Annotated in this window: 15 protein-coding genes; 6 read left to right on the top strand and 9 right to left on the bottom strand. The window is 68.2% G+C overall.

Annotation, left to right across the window (positions count from 1 at the left end; all coding sequences use genetic code 11):
• The first annotated feature begins 53 nt into the window (after window positions 1-53).
• Window positions 54-2,036 (top strand): FAD-dependent oxidoreductase, encoded by a 1,983-nt coding sequence (locus tag LHU95_RS18925; RefSeq protein ID WP_248708508.1) that lies wholly within the window; start codon window positions 54-56, stop codon window positions 2,034-2,036.
• 24 nt (window positions 2,037-2,060) lie between these two features.
• Complete coding sequence (locus LHU95_RS18920; RefSeq protein ID WP_248708507.1) at window positions 2,061-2,486, top strand: heme-binding protein; 426 nt, start codon at window positions 2,061-2,063, stop codon at window positions 2,484-2,486.
• 3 nt (window positions 2,487-2,489) lie between these two features.
• Here the strand turns inward: LHU95_RS18920 and LHU95_RS18915 are convergent, their stop codons facing one another.
• The 9 genes from LHU95_RS18915 to LHU95_RS18880 are packed head-to-tail and all read right to left on the bottom strand — an operon-like array spanning window position 2,490 to window position 10,108.
• Entirely contained in the window at window positions 2,490-3,137 is a 648-nt protein-coding gene (locus LHU95_RS18915; RefSeq protein ID WP_248708506.1) for a nitrile hydratase subunit alpha, read from the bottom strand.
• Window positions 3,134-3,424, bottom strand: a complete 291-nt coding sequence (locus tag LHU95_RS23405; RefSeq protein ID WP_283094268.1) for an SH3-like domain-containing protein — start codon at window positions 3,422-3,424, stop codon at window positions 3,134-3,136. The genes LHU95_RS18915 and LHU95_RS23405 overlap by 4 nt, the downstream gene beginning before the upstream one ends.
• Entirely contained in the window at window positions 3,414-3,737 is a 324-nt protein-coding gene (locus LHU95_RS23400; protein ID WP_283094267.1) for an SH3-like domain-containing protein, read from the bottom strand. The genes LHU95_RS23405 and LHU95_RS23400 overlap by 11 nt, the downstream gene beginning before the upstream one ends.
• On the bottom strand, window positions 3,734-4,795 hold the full coding sequence (locus LHU95_RS18905; RefSeq protein WP_248708505.1) for an ABC transporter ATP-binding protein: 1,062 nt from the start codon (window positions 4,793-4,795) through the stop codon (window positions 3,734-3,736). Before LHU95_RS18905 ends, LHU95_RS23400 begins: the two co-directional genes overlap by 4 nt.
• A gap of 9 nt (window positions 4,796-4,804) precedes the next feature.
• Window positions 4,805-5,605, bottom strand: coding sequence for an ABC transporter permease (locus LHU95_RS18900; RefSeq protein WP_248708504.1), 801 nt, complete (start codon window positions 5,603-5,605; stop codon window positions 4,805-4,807).
• Window positions 5,598-6,458 (bottom strand): ABC transporter permease, encoded by an 861-nt coding sequence (locus tag LHU95_RS18895; RefSeq protein WP_248708503.1) that lies wholly within the window; start codon window positions 6,456-6,458, stop codon window positions 5,598-5,600. The genes LHU95_RS18900 and LHU95_RS18895 overlap by 8 nt, the downstream gene beginning before the upstream one ends.
• Window positions 6,458-7,495 carry an extracellular solute-binding protein gene (locus tag LHU95_RS18890; protein WP_248708502.1) on the bottom strand — a complete coding sequence of 346 codons (1,038 nt, stop codon included), beginning with the start codon at window positions 7,493-7,495 and terminating at the stop codon, window positions 6,458-6,460. Before LHU95_RS18890 ends, LHU95_RS18895 begins: the two co-directional genes overlap by 1 nt.
• A 50-nt stretch (window positions 7,496-7,545) precedes the next feature.
• A complete protein-coding gene (locus tag LHU95_RS18885) occupies window positions 7,546-8,397 on the bottom strand; it encodes a 4-(cytidine 5'-diphospho)-2-C-methyl-D-erythritol kinase (protein ID WP_248708501.1) in 852 nt (283 codons plus the stop codon).
• 1 nt (window position 8,398) lies between these two features.
• Entirely contained in the window at window positions 8,399-10,108 is a 1,710-nt protein-coding gene (locus LHU95_RS18880) for a tetratricopeptide repeat protein (protein WP_248708500.1), read from the bottom strand.
• A 111-nt stretch (window positions 10,109-10,219) separates the two neighbouring features.
• Between LHU95_RS18880 and LHU95_RS18875 the strand changes: the two genes are divergently transcribed.
• The 4 genes from LHU95_RS18875 (at window position 10,220) to LHU95_RS18860 (ending at window position 14,121) form a co-directional block, all read left to right on the top strand.
• Window positions 10,220-10,891: a TetR/AcrR family transcriptional regulator gene (locus LHU95_RS18875; protein ID WP_248708499.1), complete on the top strand. Its 672-nt coding sequence runs from the start codon at window positions 10,220-10,222 to the stop codon at window positions 10,889-10,891.
• A 108-nt stretch (window positions 10,892-10,999) separates the two neighbouring features.
• The gene (locus LHU95_RS18870) at window positions 11,000-12,154 is read left to right on the top strand and encodes a Gfo/Idh/MocA family oxidoreductase (RefSeq protein WP_248708498.1); all 1,155 of its coding nucleotides are present in this window, start codon (window positions 11,000-11,002) and stop codon (window positions 12,152-12,154) included.
• 3 nt (window positions 12,155-12,157) lie between these two features.
• Window positions 12,158-13,315 (top strand): dihydrodipicolinate synthase family protein, encoded by a 1,158-nt coding sequence (locus LHU95_RS18865; RefSeq protein WP_248708497.1) that lies wholly within the window; start codon window positions 12,158-12,160, stop codon window positions 13,313-13,315.
• Complete coding sequence (locus tag LHU95_RS18860) at window positions 13,312-14,121, top strand: sugar phosphate isomerase/epimerase family protein (protein ID WP_248708496.1); 810 nt, start codon at window positions 13,312-13,314, stop codon at window positions 14,119-14,121. The genes LHU95_RS18865 and LHU95_RS18860 overlap by 4 nt, the downstream gene beginning before the upstream one ends.
• The last annotated feature ends 15 nt before the right edge of the window (window positions 14,122-14,136 follow it).

Here is a 14,136-nt window from a genome sequence, read left to right as displayed (position 1 = left end):
TCCGGAAGTATTTGTCGTGGTCTGCTCCGCCAAAATGGAGGGTGCTCCGGCCCATGCCGAGCGAGATGCAGAACCAGGTTTTCCCGAAGCTTTTTTCTCCCATCCGCATCGGACCGGTGGTGGCACGCAACCGCGTCATGCGCGTCGCCACCACATCGAACCTCGCCGAGAAGAACCGCGTGGGCGAGCGAATGCTCGCCTTCTACACCACGGTGGCTCAGGGCGGCGCTGGCGTGATCGTCAGTGAGTCGGCCCGGCTACACCCCGCGGATTCCGTGGTTCCTGCAGCGATTCCGCTGTTCGACCGGGGCGTGATCCCTGGCCTTCGCCGCATCACGGAAGCAACGCAGCAGGCGGGCGGCCTGTTCATCATGCAGCTCAATCACGGCGGGCGGCAGCATCTGGGGCGGCGCGTCGGCACGCTGCTTGCGCCCTCCGCCATCGCCTGCCCGCGCAGCGGCGGCACACCCCACGCGATGACCACGCGCGAGGTGGAGGAGATGGTGGAATGCTTCGTCACCGCGGCACTTCATGCCCGCGAAGCCGGCGCGGATGGCGTCGAAGTGCATGGCGCCCAGGGACATTTGATCGGACAATTCGTCTCGCCGTATAGTAACGCGCGCGACGATCGCTACGGCGGCAGCCTGGAAAACCGGCTGCGCTTCCCGACCGAGATCCTGCAGGGCGTGCGCCGGCGCCTCGGTCATCGCGCCATCCTCGGCTATCGCATGGCGGTGGAGGAATTCACCGAGGGCGGCGTGGATGTCGCCCAGGCCTGCGAGATCGCCGCCCGTTTGGCCGCTGCCGGGCTTTGTGACTACGTCTCGCTCAGCCAGGGCAATTTCAACACGATCGAGACGCATCTGCCCGATCGCCATTGGCCGCAAACCGCCTATCGCGCCATCCAGGCCGAGGTGAAGCGCGCCGTGGGCGAGGCTACGGTGGTGGTGCAAAGCACGCGCATCCAGACGCCCGAGCAGGCGGAATCCATCATCGCCTCGGGCGATGGGGACATGGTGGGCCTCTGCCGCGCGCTGATCGTGGACCCCGAATGGCCGAACAAGGCGGCCAGCGGGCGCGCGCATGAAATCCGCCGATGCATCGCCTGCAACCAATGCTGGGACTGGATTTCCTCGGCCGAGCCCATTGGCTGTGCCACCAACCCCCTGGCGGGGCGGGAGCATCATTTCGGCAAGCTCAAGCGGGCGCAGCCGCATCGGGTCATCGTGGTCGGTGGCGGTCCGGGCGGCATGGAGGCCGCGCGCGTGGCGGCGGAGCGTGGCATGCGCGTCTCGCTGATCGAGCAGGATTCCTTTCTGGGCGGAAAATTCGCCGAAGCCGCGGCCTTCGCGCATGGCGCCGAATTACGGCACCTCACCGAATTCCAGATCGGCCATCTGCAGCGCCTGGGGGTGGAGATCCACCTCGGCGCGCGCGCGACGGCATCGGCCATCCTGGCGCAAAAACCCCATGCGGTGATCCTGGCGACGGGCGCCGAGCCCGTGACGCCATCCCTGCCCAGCGACGGCAGCGTGCCGCTCATCGCCGCCGCCTCGGTGCGGGAGCTTGCGCGGTTCCGCACCGTGCCGGTCAAGCGTCTCGTGCTGATGGATGAGGATGGGTATTTCTGGGCCGCGGCCGTGGCCGAGGCCGCTGCCGCGCTGGCGTCAGCGCGGGGTGGGCAGATGGTGCTCGCCACCCGCTTCTTCGAGCCCCTGCGCGAACTGCCCATGGTCTCGCGCATCGCGACGCTGCGCGCCTTGGACCAGGCGGGAGTGCAGCATCACACCTCCATGGAGGCGCATCGCATCGAACGCGGTGCGGTGGTGCTGCGCCACTACCTCACCGGGCGTGAAATCCGCATCGAGGATTGCGCCGGGCTGCTCTGGGTCGGTGCGCAGCGCGCGCGCAACGGCCTCCAGGCCGAGCTGCGCGAGGCGGGGCAGGAGCGCATCCACCTGATCGGCGATGCCTTCGCCCCGCGCCGCGTCCATCACGCGCTGGTCGAGGCGCAGGTCGCCGCCCGCGCCATCTGATCACCCCACCCCGAGGAGAGCCACATGAGCATCATCAAGCGCAGCATGGATGCCGAGACGGCGCAGAAGCTGATCGCCGCCGCCATCGAGAAATCGCGCGAGATGGACAAGGCCATGTCCATCGCCATCGTGAATGAGGCGGGGCAGTTGAAGGGCTTTCACAGCATGGATGGCGCTGGCCACCTGACGGTGCAGATCGCGCAGGACAAGGCCTGGACGGCGACGTCCTTTGGCATTCCCACCCATGTCTGGTGGGATTTCATCAAGAATGATCCGCCCTTGCTGCATGGCATCACCCATACCCCGCGCCTGATCATCTTCGGCGGCGGCTATCCGGTGATGGAGGAGGGGCAGATGATCGGCGCAATCGGCATCAGCGGCGGCCATTACTCCGAGGATATGGAGGTGGCGCGCCATGCGCTGGAAGCGATCGGCGCACCGGTGGGCTGAGCCCTATTCGGGCGGCAGCGCAACAGCGGTGCCGATCATGGAATCCCGCGTCACCAGGGCAGCGAGCCGCGCCTCGTCCCAGCCTTCCGTGCCGGCAGGGCGGCGCGGAATGACCAGGTAGCGCAGATCGGCCGTGCTATCCACGACGCGGATGCGCGTCTCCTCCGGCAAAGTCAGCCCGAATTCCGCGAGCACGCCGCGCGGGTCCAGCACGACGCGCGCGCGATAGGCCTTGCTCTTGTACCAGGCGGGCGGCACGCCGAGCAGCATGCGCGGATAGCAGGAGCAGAGCGTGCAGGCGATGACGTGGTGCAGCCCTTCCTCATTCTCCAGCGCGATGAGTTCGGGCGCATCGGGGATGGTGATGCCGAGCTTCGCCACGGCAGCGCGGGCGTCGTGCTTCAACGCGGCGTGGAATTCCGGATCGGTCCAGGCCTTGGCGATGACGCTGGCACCCAGCTCCGGCGTGCGGCCTTCCTGGAGCTCGATCTGCCGGGTGATCTGCTCGGCCGTCAGGACGCCCTTCTCGATGAGCAGTTCGCGCACGGCGCGTTCAAGAATCTGGAAGGGGCCGGGGTGGGCGTCATGCTCCTCGATCGGTGCGTGGTCATGGTCGTGATCGTGGTCATGATGGTCATGCGGCGTGCTCATGCGGCGGCCTCGCTTTCCAGCCAGTCTTCGTAAATGTCGGCTTCGATCTCATCCTGCGTTTCCTGGCCATCCGGGCCGAGATGCGCGAAGCGAACGCGATAGAGGATCAGCTTGGGCAGGCCGGGCCGGTGTTGCGCCAGTTGCGTCGGGTCATGGAAGCGGCCGGCACAGGCCTGCACCACGCCACGATGGCCACGCAGATAAAAGGGCGTGCGGCAATGGCCCTGCGGCTTGCGGCTTGCCACGCGCACCCGCGCACCGGGCTGGAAGCGCTGCTCAATGCTCATGGGCGAGTTCCTCCGTGATCATTGCCACGCGGGCGTCAATCTCGGCGCGGTTCAGCACCTGCTGCTCGACCAGCAGGTTGGTCAGCGCCTGCAGCCAGCGGTCGTAATAGGGCAGGTGGTCATAGTCATCCTGGGAGAATTCCTCGATGGCGCGGCGCAGCGCATCCACCTTGAAGGCGCCGCAGCCAGGGCTGGTGAGCAGCATGAGGATGGCATCGACGCGCAATTCGTAGAGCGTGCGCGGGTGCTCACTGCGGTCAATCGGGCCGAGATCAAGGCCGCCAATATCGTGCATGGCGCGTTCGCTGGTCATGGCGCATTCTCCTCGAACAGGATCATTCGCGCCGGATCGGGGCGCAGATGCACAGTGTCACCGATCACCGGCGGCGCCGCCAGATCGCCGGCGGGCAGGCTGGCCGAGAGCGACAGTCCCTCCGGCCCTTGCGCATAGAGTGCGGCATGCGCGCCCTTATAGACGATTTCCAGCACCCGCGCCGGAATGCTGCCGGAGCCGGCTTCGGCCAGGATCAGCATATGCTCCGGGCGGATGCCGATGCGCATGGGGCGCGGCGTGGTGGCGGTGCCATCCGGCAGGCCAAGCAGGGCGCCGCCAGGCAGGCGAAGCAGGGCTTCCGCCGTCACGTCGGCGGGCAGGAAATTCGCTTCGCCGAGGAAATCCATGACCGCGCGGCTGCGCGGGCGGGCATAGAGTTGGGCCGGCTTGTCCACCTCGCGGATATCGCCCGCGAACATGACGGCGACGCGGTCCGCAAGGGACAGCGCCTCCTCCTGGTCATGCGTCACGATGATGGTGGTGACCCCCACCTCGCGATGGATGCGTTTGAGTTCCACCTGCATCGCATCGCGCAGCTTGCGGTCCAGGGCGCCCAGGGGTTCGTCCAGCAGCAGGATATCCGGCTTGATCACCAGCGCGCGGGCGAGTGCCACGCGCTGGCGCTGCCCGCCGGAGAGCCGTGCGGGAAAGCGCTCAGCCATCTCGTCCAGGCGCACCAGGCTCAGTGCTTCCTCGACCCGCTTGGCAATGGTGCCGCGATCCACGCCGCGCATGCGCAGGCCATAGCCGATATTCTGCGCGACATTCATGTGCGGAAACAGCGCGTAGTCCTGGAACACCAGGCCCAGATTGCGCTTGTGCGGCGGCAGCCCCAGCACGGAATGCCCGGCGATGCGGATTTCGCCCGAGGCCACCGGCGTGAAGCCCGCGATGGCGCGCAGGGTGGTCGTCTTGCCGCAGCCCGAGGGTCCCAGCAGCGCCACGCATTCGCCATCCGCCACATCCAGGCTGACGCCGTGCAGCACGCGATTGCCGCCCAATGTCACCGCAACGCGATCGAGCTCAAGCCGGGCCATGCGCGCTCCTCAGCGGGGGATGGAGAGGGAGATGATCCGCCAGCGCCGCTCGGCCAGCAGGATCAGCGTCGCGATGATGGCGACATAGGCGGAGGAGAAGGCAGCCGGCGTCGGGTCCAGATTCTGGCTGATGTAGTTGAACAGCTCGATCGGCAGCGTGGTCAGATCGCCGCGCACGAGGAACACGCTGATCGGGTAGTTGTCGAAGCTGATGAGGAAAGCGAAGAGGAAGCCACTGACCAGGCCTGGTGCCATCTGCGGCAGCGTCACCGTGCGGAAAACCTGCCAGGGCGAGGCGCCGAGCGAACCCGCGGCCTCCTCCAGCGCGGGGTTGGAGAGGGTGAGGGCCGCGGCCACCGTCCGCACGGGATAGGCCACCACCAGCACCACATGGCCGATGACCAGGCTCCACCAGGTGAAGGCGACCCCCAGCAGGATGAAGAACTGGATGAGCGCGATGCCGATGGCGACGATGGGCAGCGCGATGGGCGAGAGCAGCAGGGAGGTCAGCACGGCCTTGGCCGGCAGGGGGCTGCGCACCAGCGCCAGCGCCGCGGCGGCCCCCATGGCGGTGGCGATGGCCGCGGTGAGCAGGCCGATATACAGGCTCGTCAGCGTCGCGTCCCAGATGCGGTTGATGCGCCCGATATTCTCGAACCAGCGCAACGAGAAACTCTGCGGCGGAAATTCGATGAAGATGGAGCCGCCAAAGGCGACGACGCCGGTGAAGATCACGGGAAAGACCAGGAAGGCCAGGCCCAGTGTGGCCAGCAGCGCCACCACGGCGCGGAAGCCCTTCGCGTCAGGCATGGTGGCGGAACAGCATGCGGATGATCAGCGTATAGGCCAGCAGGATGCCGAAGGTGACGAGGGTCAGCGCCACGATCATCGCCGAGCCGAAGGGGAAGTTCAGCTGAATGAGGAATTGCTCCGCGGCCACCTGGCTGATCATCGCCGTGGCCGGTGAACCCAGCATCAGCGGTGTGACGAAGGCGCTCATGCAGATGGCGAAGCTCAGCGTGGTGCCGCCGAAGATGCCCGGCATGGAAAGCGGCAGCACGGTTCCGAAAAGGGCGCGCCATGGCCCCGCCCCCAGCGATTGCGCGGCCTCGATATAGGAGGGCGGAATGCGGGTCAGCGCGCCATAGATGGGCAGGATCATGAAGGGCAGGGCGTAATGCACCAGCGCCACGATGGTCGCACCCTCGCTATAGACGAGGCGCAGCGGCTCCTCCGTCAGGCCGAGCGCCAGCAGAAGCTGGTTGACCGGCCCCGCATCGGCCAGCGTCACCAGCCAGCCGTAGTTGCGCACGATGAGGCTGGACGCGAGCGAGACGAAGACGGTGATCAGGATCGCGGTGCGCCACAGCGGCCGAACCTGGAACAGGAACAGCGCGATCGGATAGGCGATCAGCAGCGTGAGCAGCGTCGAGATGGCCGACATCCGCACCGTCCGCTCCAGCGCCCGCCAGGACCGGCCCGAGCCCCAGACACGCTCGAACTGAGAGAGGCTCAGCCCGGGCCGTGGGTCGAGATCGGCTGCCGAGGAGCGCAGGCTTTCCTCGACCATGCTGCCCAGCGGCACCAGGTAGAAGACCGCGAGGAAGATCAGTGCCGGCGCGAGCAGCAGGAGCCCGGTGAGGCGTGGGGAAGCCCCCTGCATCAGCCGAACACGTTGTTCCAGGCATCGGTCAGCCGCGCGCGCTGCTCGGAGAGGAAGCGCCAATCAGCATAGAGGATGTTCTCCGCCGGGCCGAGCAGCTCGATCGTGCGCGGCGAGGGATTCACGTCCTTGTTGGCGGCGCGGGCGTGCAGCACGCTGTCAATCTTGCTCTGGAACTCGCGCGAGAGGCTCATGTTCACATAGCGCTCGGCCAGTTCCACATTCTTCGCGTTGACCGGCATGTTGAGGCCGACGATCTCGCCATGAATGCCCTCGGCGAGCGGCACGGCGGGCTTGATGGGCGCACCCTGCTCGATGATCGGGTTGATGAAGATGCCATAGAAGGGCACCAGCGGGACCTGGCCCGATTGCAGCATCTGGATGGCCTGTGGCGCGCTGGTATAGGCGATGGCGCCGTTCTCCTTGAGGCGGGCGAGGTGCCGGATCCCGGCATCAAGGTCGCGCTGCGCTTCGGCGAAGGGTTTGCCGGTGGCGATCTGCGCCGCCGTCGTCACCATCCGGACGCCGCTGTTCCAGGTGATGGGCGGAATGGCCACGCGCCGGCGCGAGGAAGCGTCCCAGAGCTGCGCCCAGGAAGTGGGCTGCGTCGTCTGGGCGCGCGTGTTGAAATAGAGCGTGTGCACGGCATCAATGACGCCGGCCGAGTAGTTGTCGGCCAGCTTGAAGGCATCGCGCAGGCTCGCCCAGTTGGGGATGTTCGCGGGGTTGTGCGCGCGCAGCAATCCGGCCTGCGCGGCGGAGAAGACACCCGCTTCCGAGAACTGCATGAGGTCGGGCGGATTGTCGCGCTGGGTGCGCAGCATGCCGAGCATATTGCCCGTGACCGATTGCTGCACATTCAGCCGCGCCCCGGTCTCGCGCTCGAACACCGGGTGCAACTCGTCAATCCAGAGCCGTGCCAGCAGGCCCTGGTTGAGCACCACGGTCAGCGTGCCGGCGGATTGCGCGCGGCTGGTCACCCATGGGGCGCAGAGCGCAGCGGCGGTGAGGAGGGTGCGGCGGGATGCGAGGATCATGGCAGGCTCCTTCGGGTTGCGCGAAGGCTGAGGCTGAAGCGGGCAGCCCGTCAAGCGCAGGGCGCGCCGCCGATGGCCCACCAATCGCGCGGCATGTTTTCAGCGGCGGCACGGGCCGCGGCCGCAGTGGCAAACAGGCCGAAGCATGTGGCGCCGGAGCCGCTCATCCGTGCCAGCAGGCAGCCGGGCGTTGCGCGCAAGGCGGCCAGCACCTCGGCGATCACGGGGCATAGCAGCAGGGCTGGCGCCTCAAGATCATTGTGAAGCCGCAGGAGGTCTGCCGCCATGCTGGCCGCATCCGGCCAGGCCTGCGGCAATGGGGCGGGCGTGGAAAAGGCGCCCTGCCGCGCGCGAAACACGGCGGGTGTGGCCACCGGCACGCGCGGATTGACCAGCAGCAAGCCGCATTCGGGCAGGGCTGGCGCGGCGCTGATCACCTCGCCAATGCCCTGCATGCGGGCGGGGCGGGAGGCGATGCAGACCGGGATATCCGCGCCCAGCGGTGCCGCGATCCGCGCGAGGGCATCGGCATCCAGGCCGCTGCCCCAAAGCCGGTTGAGCAGGCGCAGCGCCGCCGCCGCATCGGCTGAGCCGCCACCAATGCCCGAAGCCACCGGCAGATGCTTCTCCAGATGCAGCGCCGCGGCCGGCGCCTGGCCCGTCGCGGCGGCCAGGGCGCGGGCTGCGCGCAGCACGAGATTATCCTGCTCGGCCGCGAGGGTCGCGCCGAAGGGGCCAGCCAGCGTCAGGCTCAGCGCCTCGGCTGGCGTGGCGCTCAGGGCATCGGCGGCGGGGCCGAACACGGCCAGGCTGTCCAGCAGATGATAGCCATCGCCGCGCCGGCCGGTGACATGCAGGAACAGGTTCACCTTGGCCGGCGCGGCCTCCGTCATGTGGCGCATGTCAGCGCCGCACGGCCCGGGGCAGGCCGGTGTCGATCTTCATCTGGATGCGCGCGGCCTCGGCCGGCTCCGGGTCCATGGTGAGCGCGCGCTGCCACTGGAAGCGCCCCTCGCCCTCGCGCCCCGCGGCCCAGTAGACATCGCCCAGATGGTCGTTGATCGTGGCGTTGCGCGGTTCCAGCTCCACCGCGCGTTCCAGCTGCGCGATGGCGGCCGGCAGCAGGCCCATGCGGAACAGCACCCAGCCCAGGCTGTCGGCGATGTTGCCATCCTGCGGGCGCTGCGCCGCCGCACCTTCCAGCATGGCCCGCGCGCGCTCCAGGTTCACGCCCATATCGGCCCAGGTATAGGCAAGGTAGTTGAGCACGAAGGGCTGCTCGGGCGAGAGGGTCAGCGCATACAGCAGATCCTCCTCGGCGCCCGGCCAATTGCCCGAACGCTCGCGCGAGATGCCGCGCGCGTAAAAAAGCGGCCAGTCGCTCGGCCGTGCCGGCAGGCTGCGCGCGATGGCCCCGTCATAGGCCAGCACCGCCTCGGCGAAGCGGCCGCGCCGGCGTTGCAGATCGCCCAGGCGAGTGAGGGGCTGTGGCACGCCGGGCAGCGCCTCGGCCAGGCGGCGCAGCAGGGCCTCGGCCTCATCCACGCGGCCCAGGCGGTCCAGCAGGGCTGCCTGGCGCAGCTGCGCGGGGCCGAAAAGCGGGTCATTCTCGTTGATCAGCAGCAGGGTTTCGCGCGCGGCATCCAGGCGCTCGCCCTCGGCCAATGTATCGGCCAGGAGCATCAGGGCAGGGGCGAAGCTGGGGCGCAGCCGCAGTGCCAGCCGCGCCATGAGGGTTGCCATCTCCTCCAGGCCTTGCCCGCGCAGCGCGCTGCCGAGTGCCACGTAAGCCTCGGCGATGCCATCGGCCGGCCCTTGGATGGCGCGCTGCGTGAGCACGACCTGCCGCGCCGGCTCCAGCACCGCCAGCGCCAGTTCGTCGCTGGAGAGTGCGAGTTGATCCAGCAGCCGAACAGCCTCCGCCGGCCGCCCCGCGCGGTTCAGGATGCCCGCCGCCAGCATGGCCAGGCGCAGGGTGGGTTCGGGCTGATCCGCCAGGGCCTGCCGGACGAAGCGCTCCGCCTCACGCGGGCGGTTGGCGAGATCGGCGATCAGGGCGGCGTGCAGGGCATTCAGGGCGCGGAAGCGGCCCTGTTCGGCCAGCGGGCGCAGGGTGGCGATGGCCTGGTCGGTCTGGCCGCGCCCCGCATGGCTCCAGGCGAGCAGCACGGGCTGCAGCGCCGCCACCGGCCCCTGCCGGCTCAAGCCGCGCGCCCGCGTCTCGGCCCGGTCCCAGCGCGCGCCGGCCACATCCGCGCCGAACAGCACCAGCTGGGCCGAGGCATTGTCGGGCAGGCGGCGGGCCAGGCGCAGCGCATCGGCGCGCCCATCCAGCAGCAGCGCCACAAAGGCGCGCCGGACGATCTCCGGCTGATCCGGCTCGCTCCGGAGCGCCAGAAGCAGGCTATCCGCCGCAACCTTGGTATCCAGCTCCTCGCTGGCGAAGCGGCCGACCAGGTAATTGCCGAAGGCGCTGCCGCTGGCCGGAATCTCCCCGCGCGAGGGCGCCGAGCGGCCCGTGCGGTCCACGACATTGGGGCCGCCCGCCGCGCAGGCGGCCAGCAGCGTCAATGCCAGGAGCATCAGCCGGGGCGGAAGGCGTCTTTTACGCATCGCTGGAATGTAGCCGCGATGCTCTATTCCGCGCCATGGGGCGTGGCTTGTTCCCCACAGTTGTGTGCAACAATGTGTCTTTGCTGCATCATGTGGGCGAAGGAGCTCCGTTTGAACCCGCCCCGCCCGGACCGACCCATGCCGCCGATGGCGACTGACAATCCGCCGCTTTCCGCGCGCGCGGCCGCCACGCGGGCGCGCATCCTGGATGCGGCACTGGCCGAATTCGCGGCACATGGGCTGGCGGGCGCGCGGGTGGATGAGATCGCGGCGCGGGCGGGCGCCAATAAGCGCATGCTCTACGCCTATTTCGGGGCCAAGGAGGATCTCTGGCTCGCCGTGCTGGAAGCCGCCTATGCGGCCAAGCGGGCGGAGGAGGAGGCGCTGGACGTCTCCCACCTGCCGCCGGCCGAGGCGATGGCGCGGCTGGTCGCCTTCAACCTGCGCTACACGGCGCGGCATCCGGAATTCGTGGCGCTGCTGAACCAGGAGAACATCCACCGCGCCGCCTATCTGCGCCGCTCGGCCGATGTGCCGGCCCTGTATTCGCCGCTGACCCAGCGCCTGCGCGAGGTGCTGGCGCGCGGGGCCGAGGCCGGCCTGTTTCGCGGCGATGCGGACCCCTTGCAGCTCTACCTTTCCATCGTGGCGCTGGGGCATTTCACGGTGGCCAACATGCACACGCTCTCCACCATCTTCGGCACGGACCTCGGCAGCGAGGCCGCGCTGGACGCGCGTGAGGCGCATGTGGTGGCCATGGTGCTGGGGTTCCTGCGCCCTTGACCAGGGCCTGGGCGGGCGGTAAGTAACTGTCTGGTTACTTCGTTCGTCGCGTCGCTGGATTTGTTGCCCGGATCGCGGCGCGGGCACTGAGAAGCAAGGGAAACGACCATGGCGCAACGGCGCATCGGCATCATCATGAACGGCGTCACCGGGCGCATGGGCATGAACCAGCATCTGATCCGCTCCATCGCCGCGATCCGCGCCGATGGCGGCATGCCGCTCGCCAATGGCGATGTGCTGATGCCGGACCCCATCATTGTCGGCCGCAACCGTGCCAAGCTGGATGCGCTGGCCCGCGCCCACAACGTCGAGCGCGTCAGCACCGACCTCGACGCCTGCCTGGCCGATCCTCGGGATGAGATCTTCTTCGACGCGGCGACGACGCAGATGCGCGCGGGCCTGGTGCGCAAGGCCATCGCCGCCGGCAAGCACATCTATTGCGAGAAGCCGACCGCCGACAATCTGGCCGATGCGCTGGACCTCGCCCGTGTGGCGAAGGCCGCCGGCATCAAGCATGGCGTGGTGCAGGACAAGCTGTTCCTGCCCGGCCTGCGCAAGCTGAAGATGGTGATTGACAGCGGGCAGCTGGGCCGTCTGCTCAGCGTGCGCGGCGAGTTCGGCTATTGGGTCTTCGAGGGCGATCTGCAGCCGACGCAGCGCCCCTCCTGGAACTACAAGAAGGCCGAGGGCGGCGGCATCATCCTCGATATGCTGTGCCATTGGCGCTATGTGCTGGACAACACCTTCGGTGCGGTGAAATCCGTCTCCTGCCTCGGCGCCATCCATATCCCGAAGCGCAAGGACGAGGCCGGCAACTGGTATGATGCCGATGTGGATGACGCCGCCTACGCGACCTTCCAGCTTGATGGTGGGATCGTCGCGCATATGAATTCCAGCTGGACGACGCGCGTGCGGCGCGATGACCTCGTCACCTTCCATGTGGATGGCACGCATGGCTCGGCCGTGTGTGGCCTGACGGATTGCTGGGTGCAGCCGCGGGTGGCCACACCCAAGCCGGTCTGGAACCCGGATGTGCCGCAGACGATCAACTTCTATGAGGGCTGGCAGAAGGTGCCGGACACCCAGCCCTACCCCAACGGTTTCCGCGTGCAGTGGGAGCTGTTCCTGCGCCATGTCGTCGGCGAATTGCCCGACTACAAATGGGATTTGATGGCGGGGGCCAAGGGCGTGCAGCTGGCGATGGCCGGTCTGCAATCCTGGGAAGAGCGCCGCTGGATTGATCTTGCCGAGCTGGAGGCCTGATCGGTGGCCACGCTGCGCTTGCCGACGGCGACAGGGCTTGCCGACTTCGCCACCAGCGCGCCGCGCGAATTCGCCAAGGCGCTGCCGCCCTATCCGCGCGTGGCCTTCGCCGCTGCGCATGTGGTGGCCGACACGCTGGCCGAGCAGGATCCGTGGCTGGATGCCAAGGTGGACTGGGACCGCACCATCGCCTTCCGCAAGCATCTCTGGTCGCTTGGCCTCGGCGTGGCCGAGGCCATGGACACGGCGCAGCGCGGCATGGGGCTGGACTGGGTCGCGGCGCAGCAATTGATCCGCCTCAGCCTGGATGCGGCGAAGGATCATCCGGGTGCCGTGATCGCGAGTGGCGCGGGCACGGATCACCTGACGCCCGGTCCCGACGTCACGGTGGATGACGTGATCCGCGCCTATGAGGAGCAATGCGAGGCCGTCGAGAAGATGGGCGGGCGCATCATCCTGATGGCGTCGCGCGCCTTGGCCAAGGCGGCGCGCAGCCCCTCTGATTATGAGCGCGTCTATGCGCGCATCCTGGGCGGCGTGAAGCAGCCCGTGATCATCCATTGGCTGGGCGAGATGTTCGACCCCGCACTGGAAGGCTATTGGGGCAACCATGACCACATGGCGGCGATGGAAACCGCGCTCGCCGTCATCCACGCCCATGCCGCGAAGGTGGATGGCGTGAAGATCTCCCTGCTGGATGACCAGAAGGAGATCGTGATGCGCCGCCGCCTGCCGCAAGGCGTGCGGATGTATACGGGCGATGACTTCAACTACGCGGAGCTGATCGCGGGCGATGCAGAGGGCCATTCCGACGCGCTGCTCGGCATCTTCGACCCCATCGCCCCGGCGGTAGGCGGCGCGCTGGCCGCGCTCTCCCGCAATGACCTCAGCACCTTCCACGAAATCCTGGCGCCGACCGTGCCGCTGAGCCGCCATATCTTCAAGGCGCCGACGCGCTTCTACAAGACGGGCGTGGTCTTCATGGCCTGGCTGAACGGGCATCAGGACCACTTCGTCATGGTTGGCGGGCAGCAGAGCACGCGCAGCATCCAGCATTTCGCCGAGCTTTTCCGGCTGGCCGATGCGGCCGGGCTGTTGAGCGACCCGGAGCGCGCGGCGAGCCGCATGACGCAACTGCTTGCGCTGCATGGTGTGGCGTGATCCCGCTCAGCCTGAACACTGTCACGGTCAAGGAGAAATGGGGCCTCGCCGATTGCATCGAGGGCTGTGCGCGGCATGGCATTCCCGGCATCTCGCCCTGGCGGGACGTGCTGCATGCCATGGGTGTGGATGCCGCCGCGCGCGCCATCCGGGATGCGGGCCTGACTGTCACCGGCCTCTGCCGGGGCGGCATGTTCCCCGCCGCCGATGCCGCCGGCCGCGCCGCCGCGATCGAGGATAACCGCCGCGCGATCGAGGAAGCGCACAAGCTGCAGGCGCGTGGCCTGGTCATGGTCTGTGGCGGCCTGCCGCCCGGCTCGAAGGACCTGCCCGGCGCCCGCGCCATGGTGCGGGACGGGCTGGAAGCCATCCTGCCCGAGGCGCGCGCCGCGGGTGTCACCATCGCCCTTGAACCGCTGCACCCCATGACCTGCGCGGATCGCTCCGTGCTCTCCACCCTCGGCCAGGCGCTCGATCTCTGCGAGGCGCTGGGCGAGGGGGTGGGTGTGGCCGTGGATGTCTATCACGTCTGGTGGGACCCCGACCTCGCGGCACAAATGGCGCGCGCGAAGGGACGCATCGCGGGCTTTCATGCCTGCGACTGGCTGGTGCCGACCACCGATCTGGTGTTTGACCGCGGCATGCCCGGTGATGGCGTGATTGATATCGCCGCCATCCGCCGCATGGCCGAGGCAGCGGGTTATGAAGGCTTCACGGAGATCGAGCTCCTCTCTCGCCGCTGGTGGGCCGAGGACCCCGATCATGTGCTGCGTGTGATGCAGGAGCGCCACGCCGCCATTGCTTGAATCACGTCGGGCAAG

The sequence above is a fragment of the Sediminicoccus sp. KRV36 genome (assembly GCF_023243115.1).
In the GTDB taxonomy this organism is placed as follows: domain Bacteria; phylum Pseudomonadota; class Alphaproteobacteria; order Acetobacterales; family Acetobacteraceae; genus Roseococcus.
Note: the sequence above shows the minus strand (reverse complement) of the source record. Positions and strands in the feature narration are given on the sequence as shown.

Excerpts from the sequence above, each read along its gene's own strand:
- LHU95_RS23405 (WP_283094268.1), bottom strand. The coding sequence starts at position 3,424 with ATGAGCATTGAGCAGCGCTTCCAGCCCGGTGCGCGGGTGCGCGTGGCA.
- LHU95_RS23400 (WP_283094267.1), bottom strand. The coding sequence starts at position 3,737 with ATGACCAGCGAACGCGCCATGCACGATATTGGCGGCCTTGATCTCGGC.
- LHU95_RS18925 (WP_248708508.1), top strand. The coding sequence starts at position 54 with ATGCCGAGCGAGATGCAGAACCAGGTTTTCCCGAAGCTTTTTTCTCCC.
- LHU95_RS18885 (WP_248708501.1), bottom strand. The coding sequence starts at position 8,397 with ATGCGCCACATGACGGAGGCCGCGCCGGCCAAGGTGAACCTGTTCCTG.
- LHU95_RS18900 (WP_248708504.1), bottom strand. The coding sequence starts at position 5,605 with ATGCCTGACGCGAAGGGCTTCCGCGCCGTGGTGGCGCTGCTGGCCACA.
- LHU95_RS18890 (WP_248708502.1), bottom strand. The coding sequence starts at position 7,495 with ATGATCCTCGCATCCCGCCGCACCCTCCTCACCGCCGCTGCGCTCTGC.
- LHU95_RS18870 (WP_248708498.1), top strand. The coding sequence starts at position 11,000 with ATGGCGCAACGGCGCATCGGCATCATCATGAACGGCGTCACCGGGCGC.
- LHU95_RS18920 (WP_248708507.1), top strand. The coding sequence starts at position 2,061 with ATGAGCATCATCAAGCGCAGCATGGATGCCGAGACGGCGCAGAAGCTG.
- LHU95_RS18915 (WP_248708506.1), bottom strand. The coding sequence starts at position 3,137 with ATGAGCACGCCGCATGACCATCATGACCACGATCACGACCATGACCAC.
- LHU95_RS18880 (WP_248708500.1), bottom strand. The coding sequence starts at position 10,108 with ATGCGTAAAAGACGCCTTCCGCCCCGGCTGATGCTCCTGGCATTGACG.
- LHU95_RS18905 (WP_248708505.1), bottom strand. The coding sequence starts at position 4,795 with ATGGCCCGGCTTGAGCTCGATCGCGTTGCGGTGACATTGGGCGGCAAT.
- LHU95_RS18895 (WP_248708503.1), bottom strand. The coding sequence starts at position 6,458 with ATGCAGGGGGCTTCCCCACGCCTCACCGGGCTCCTGCTGCTCGCGCCG.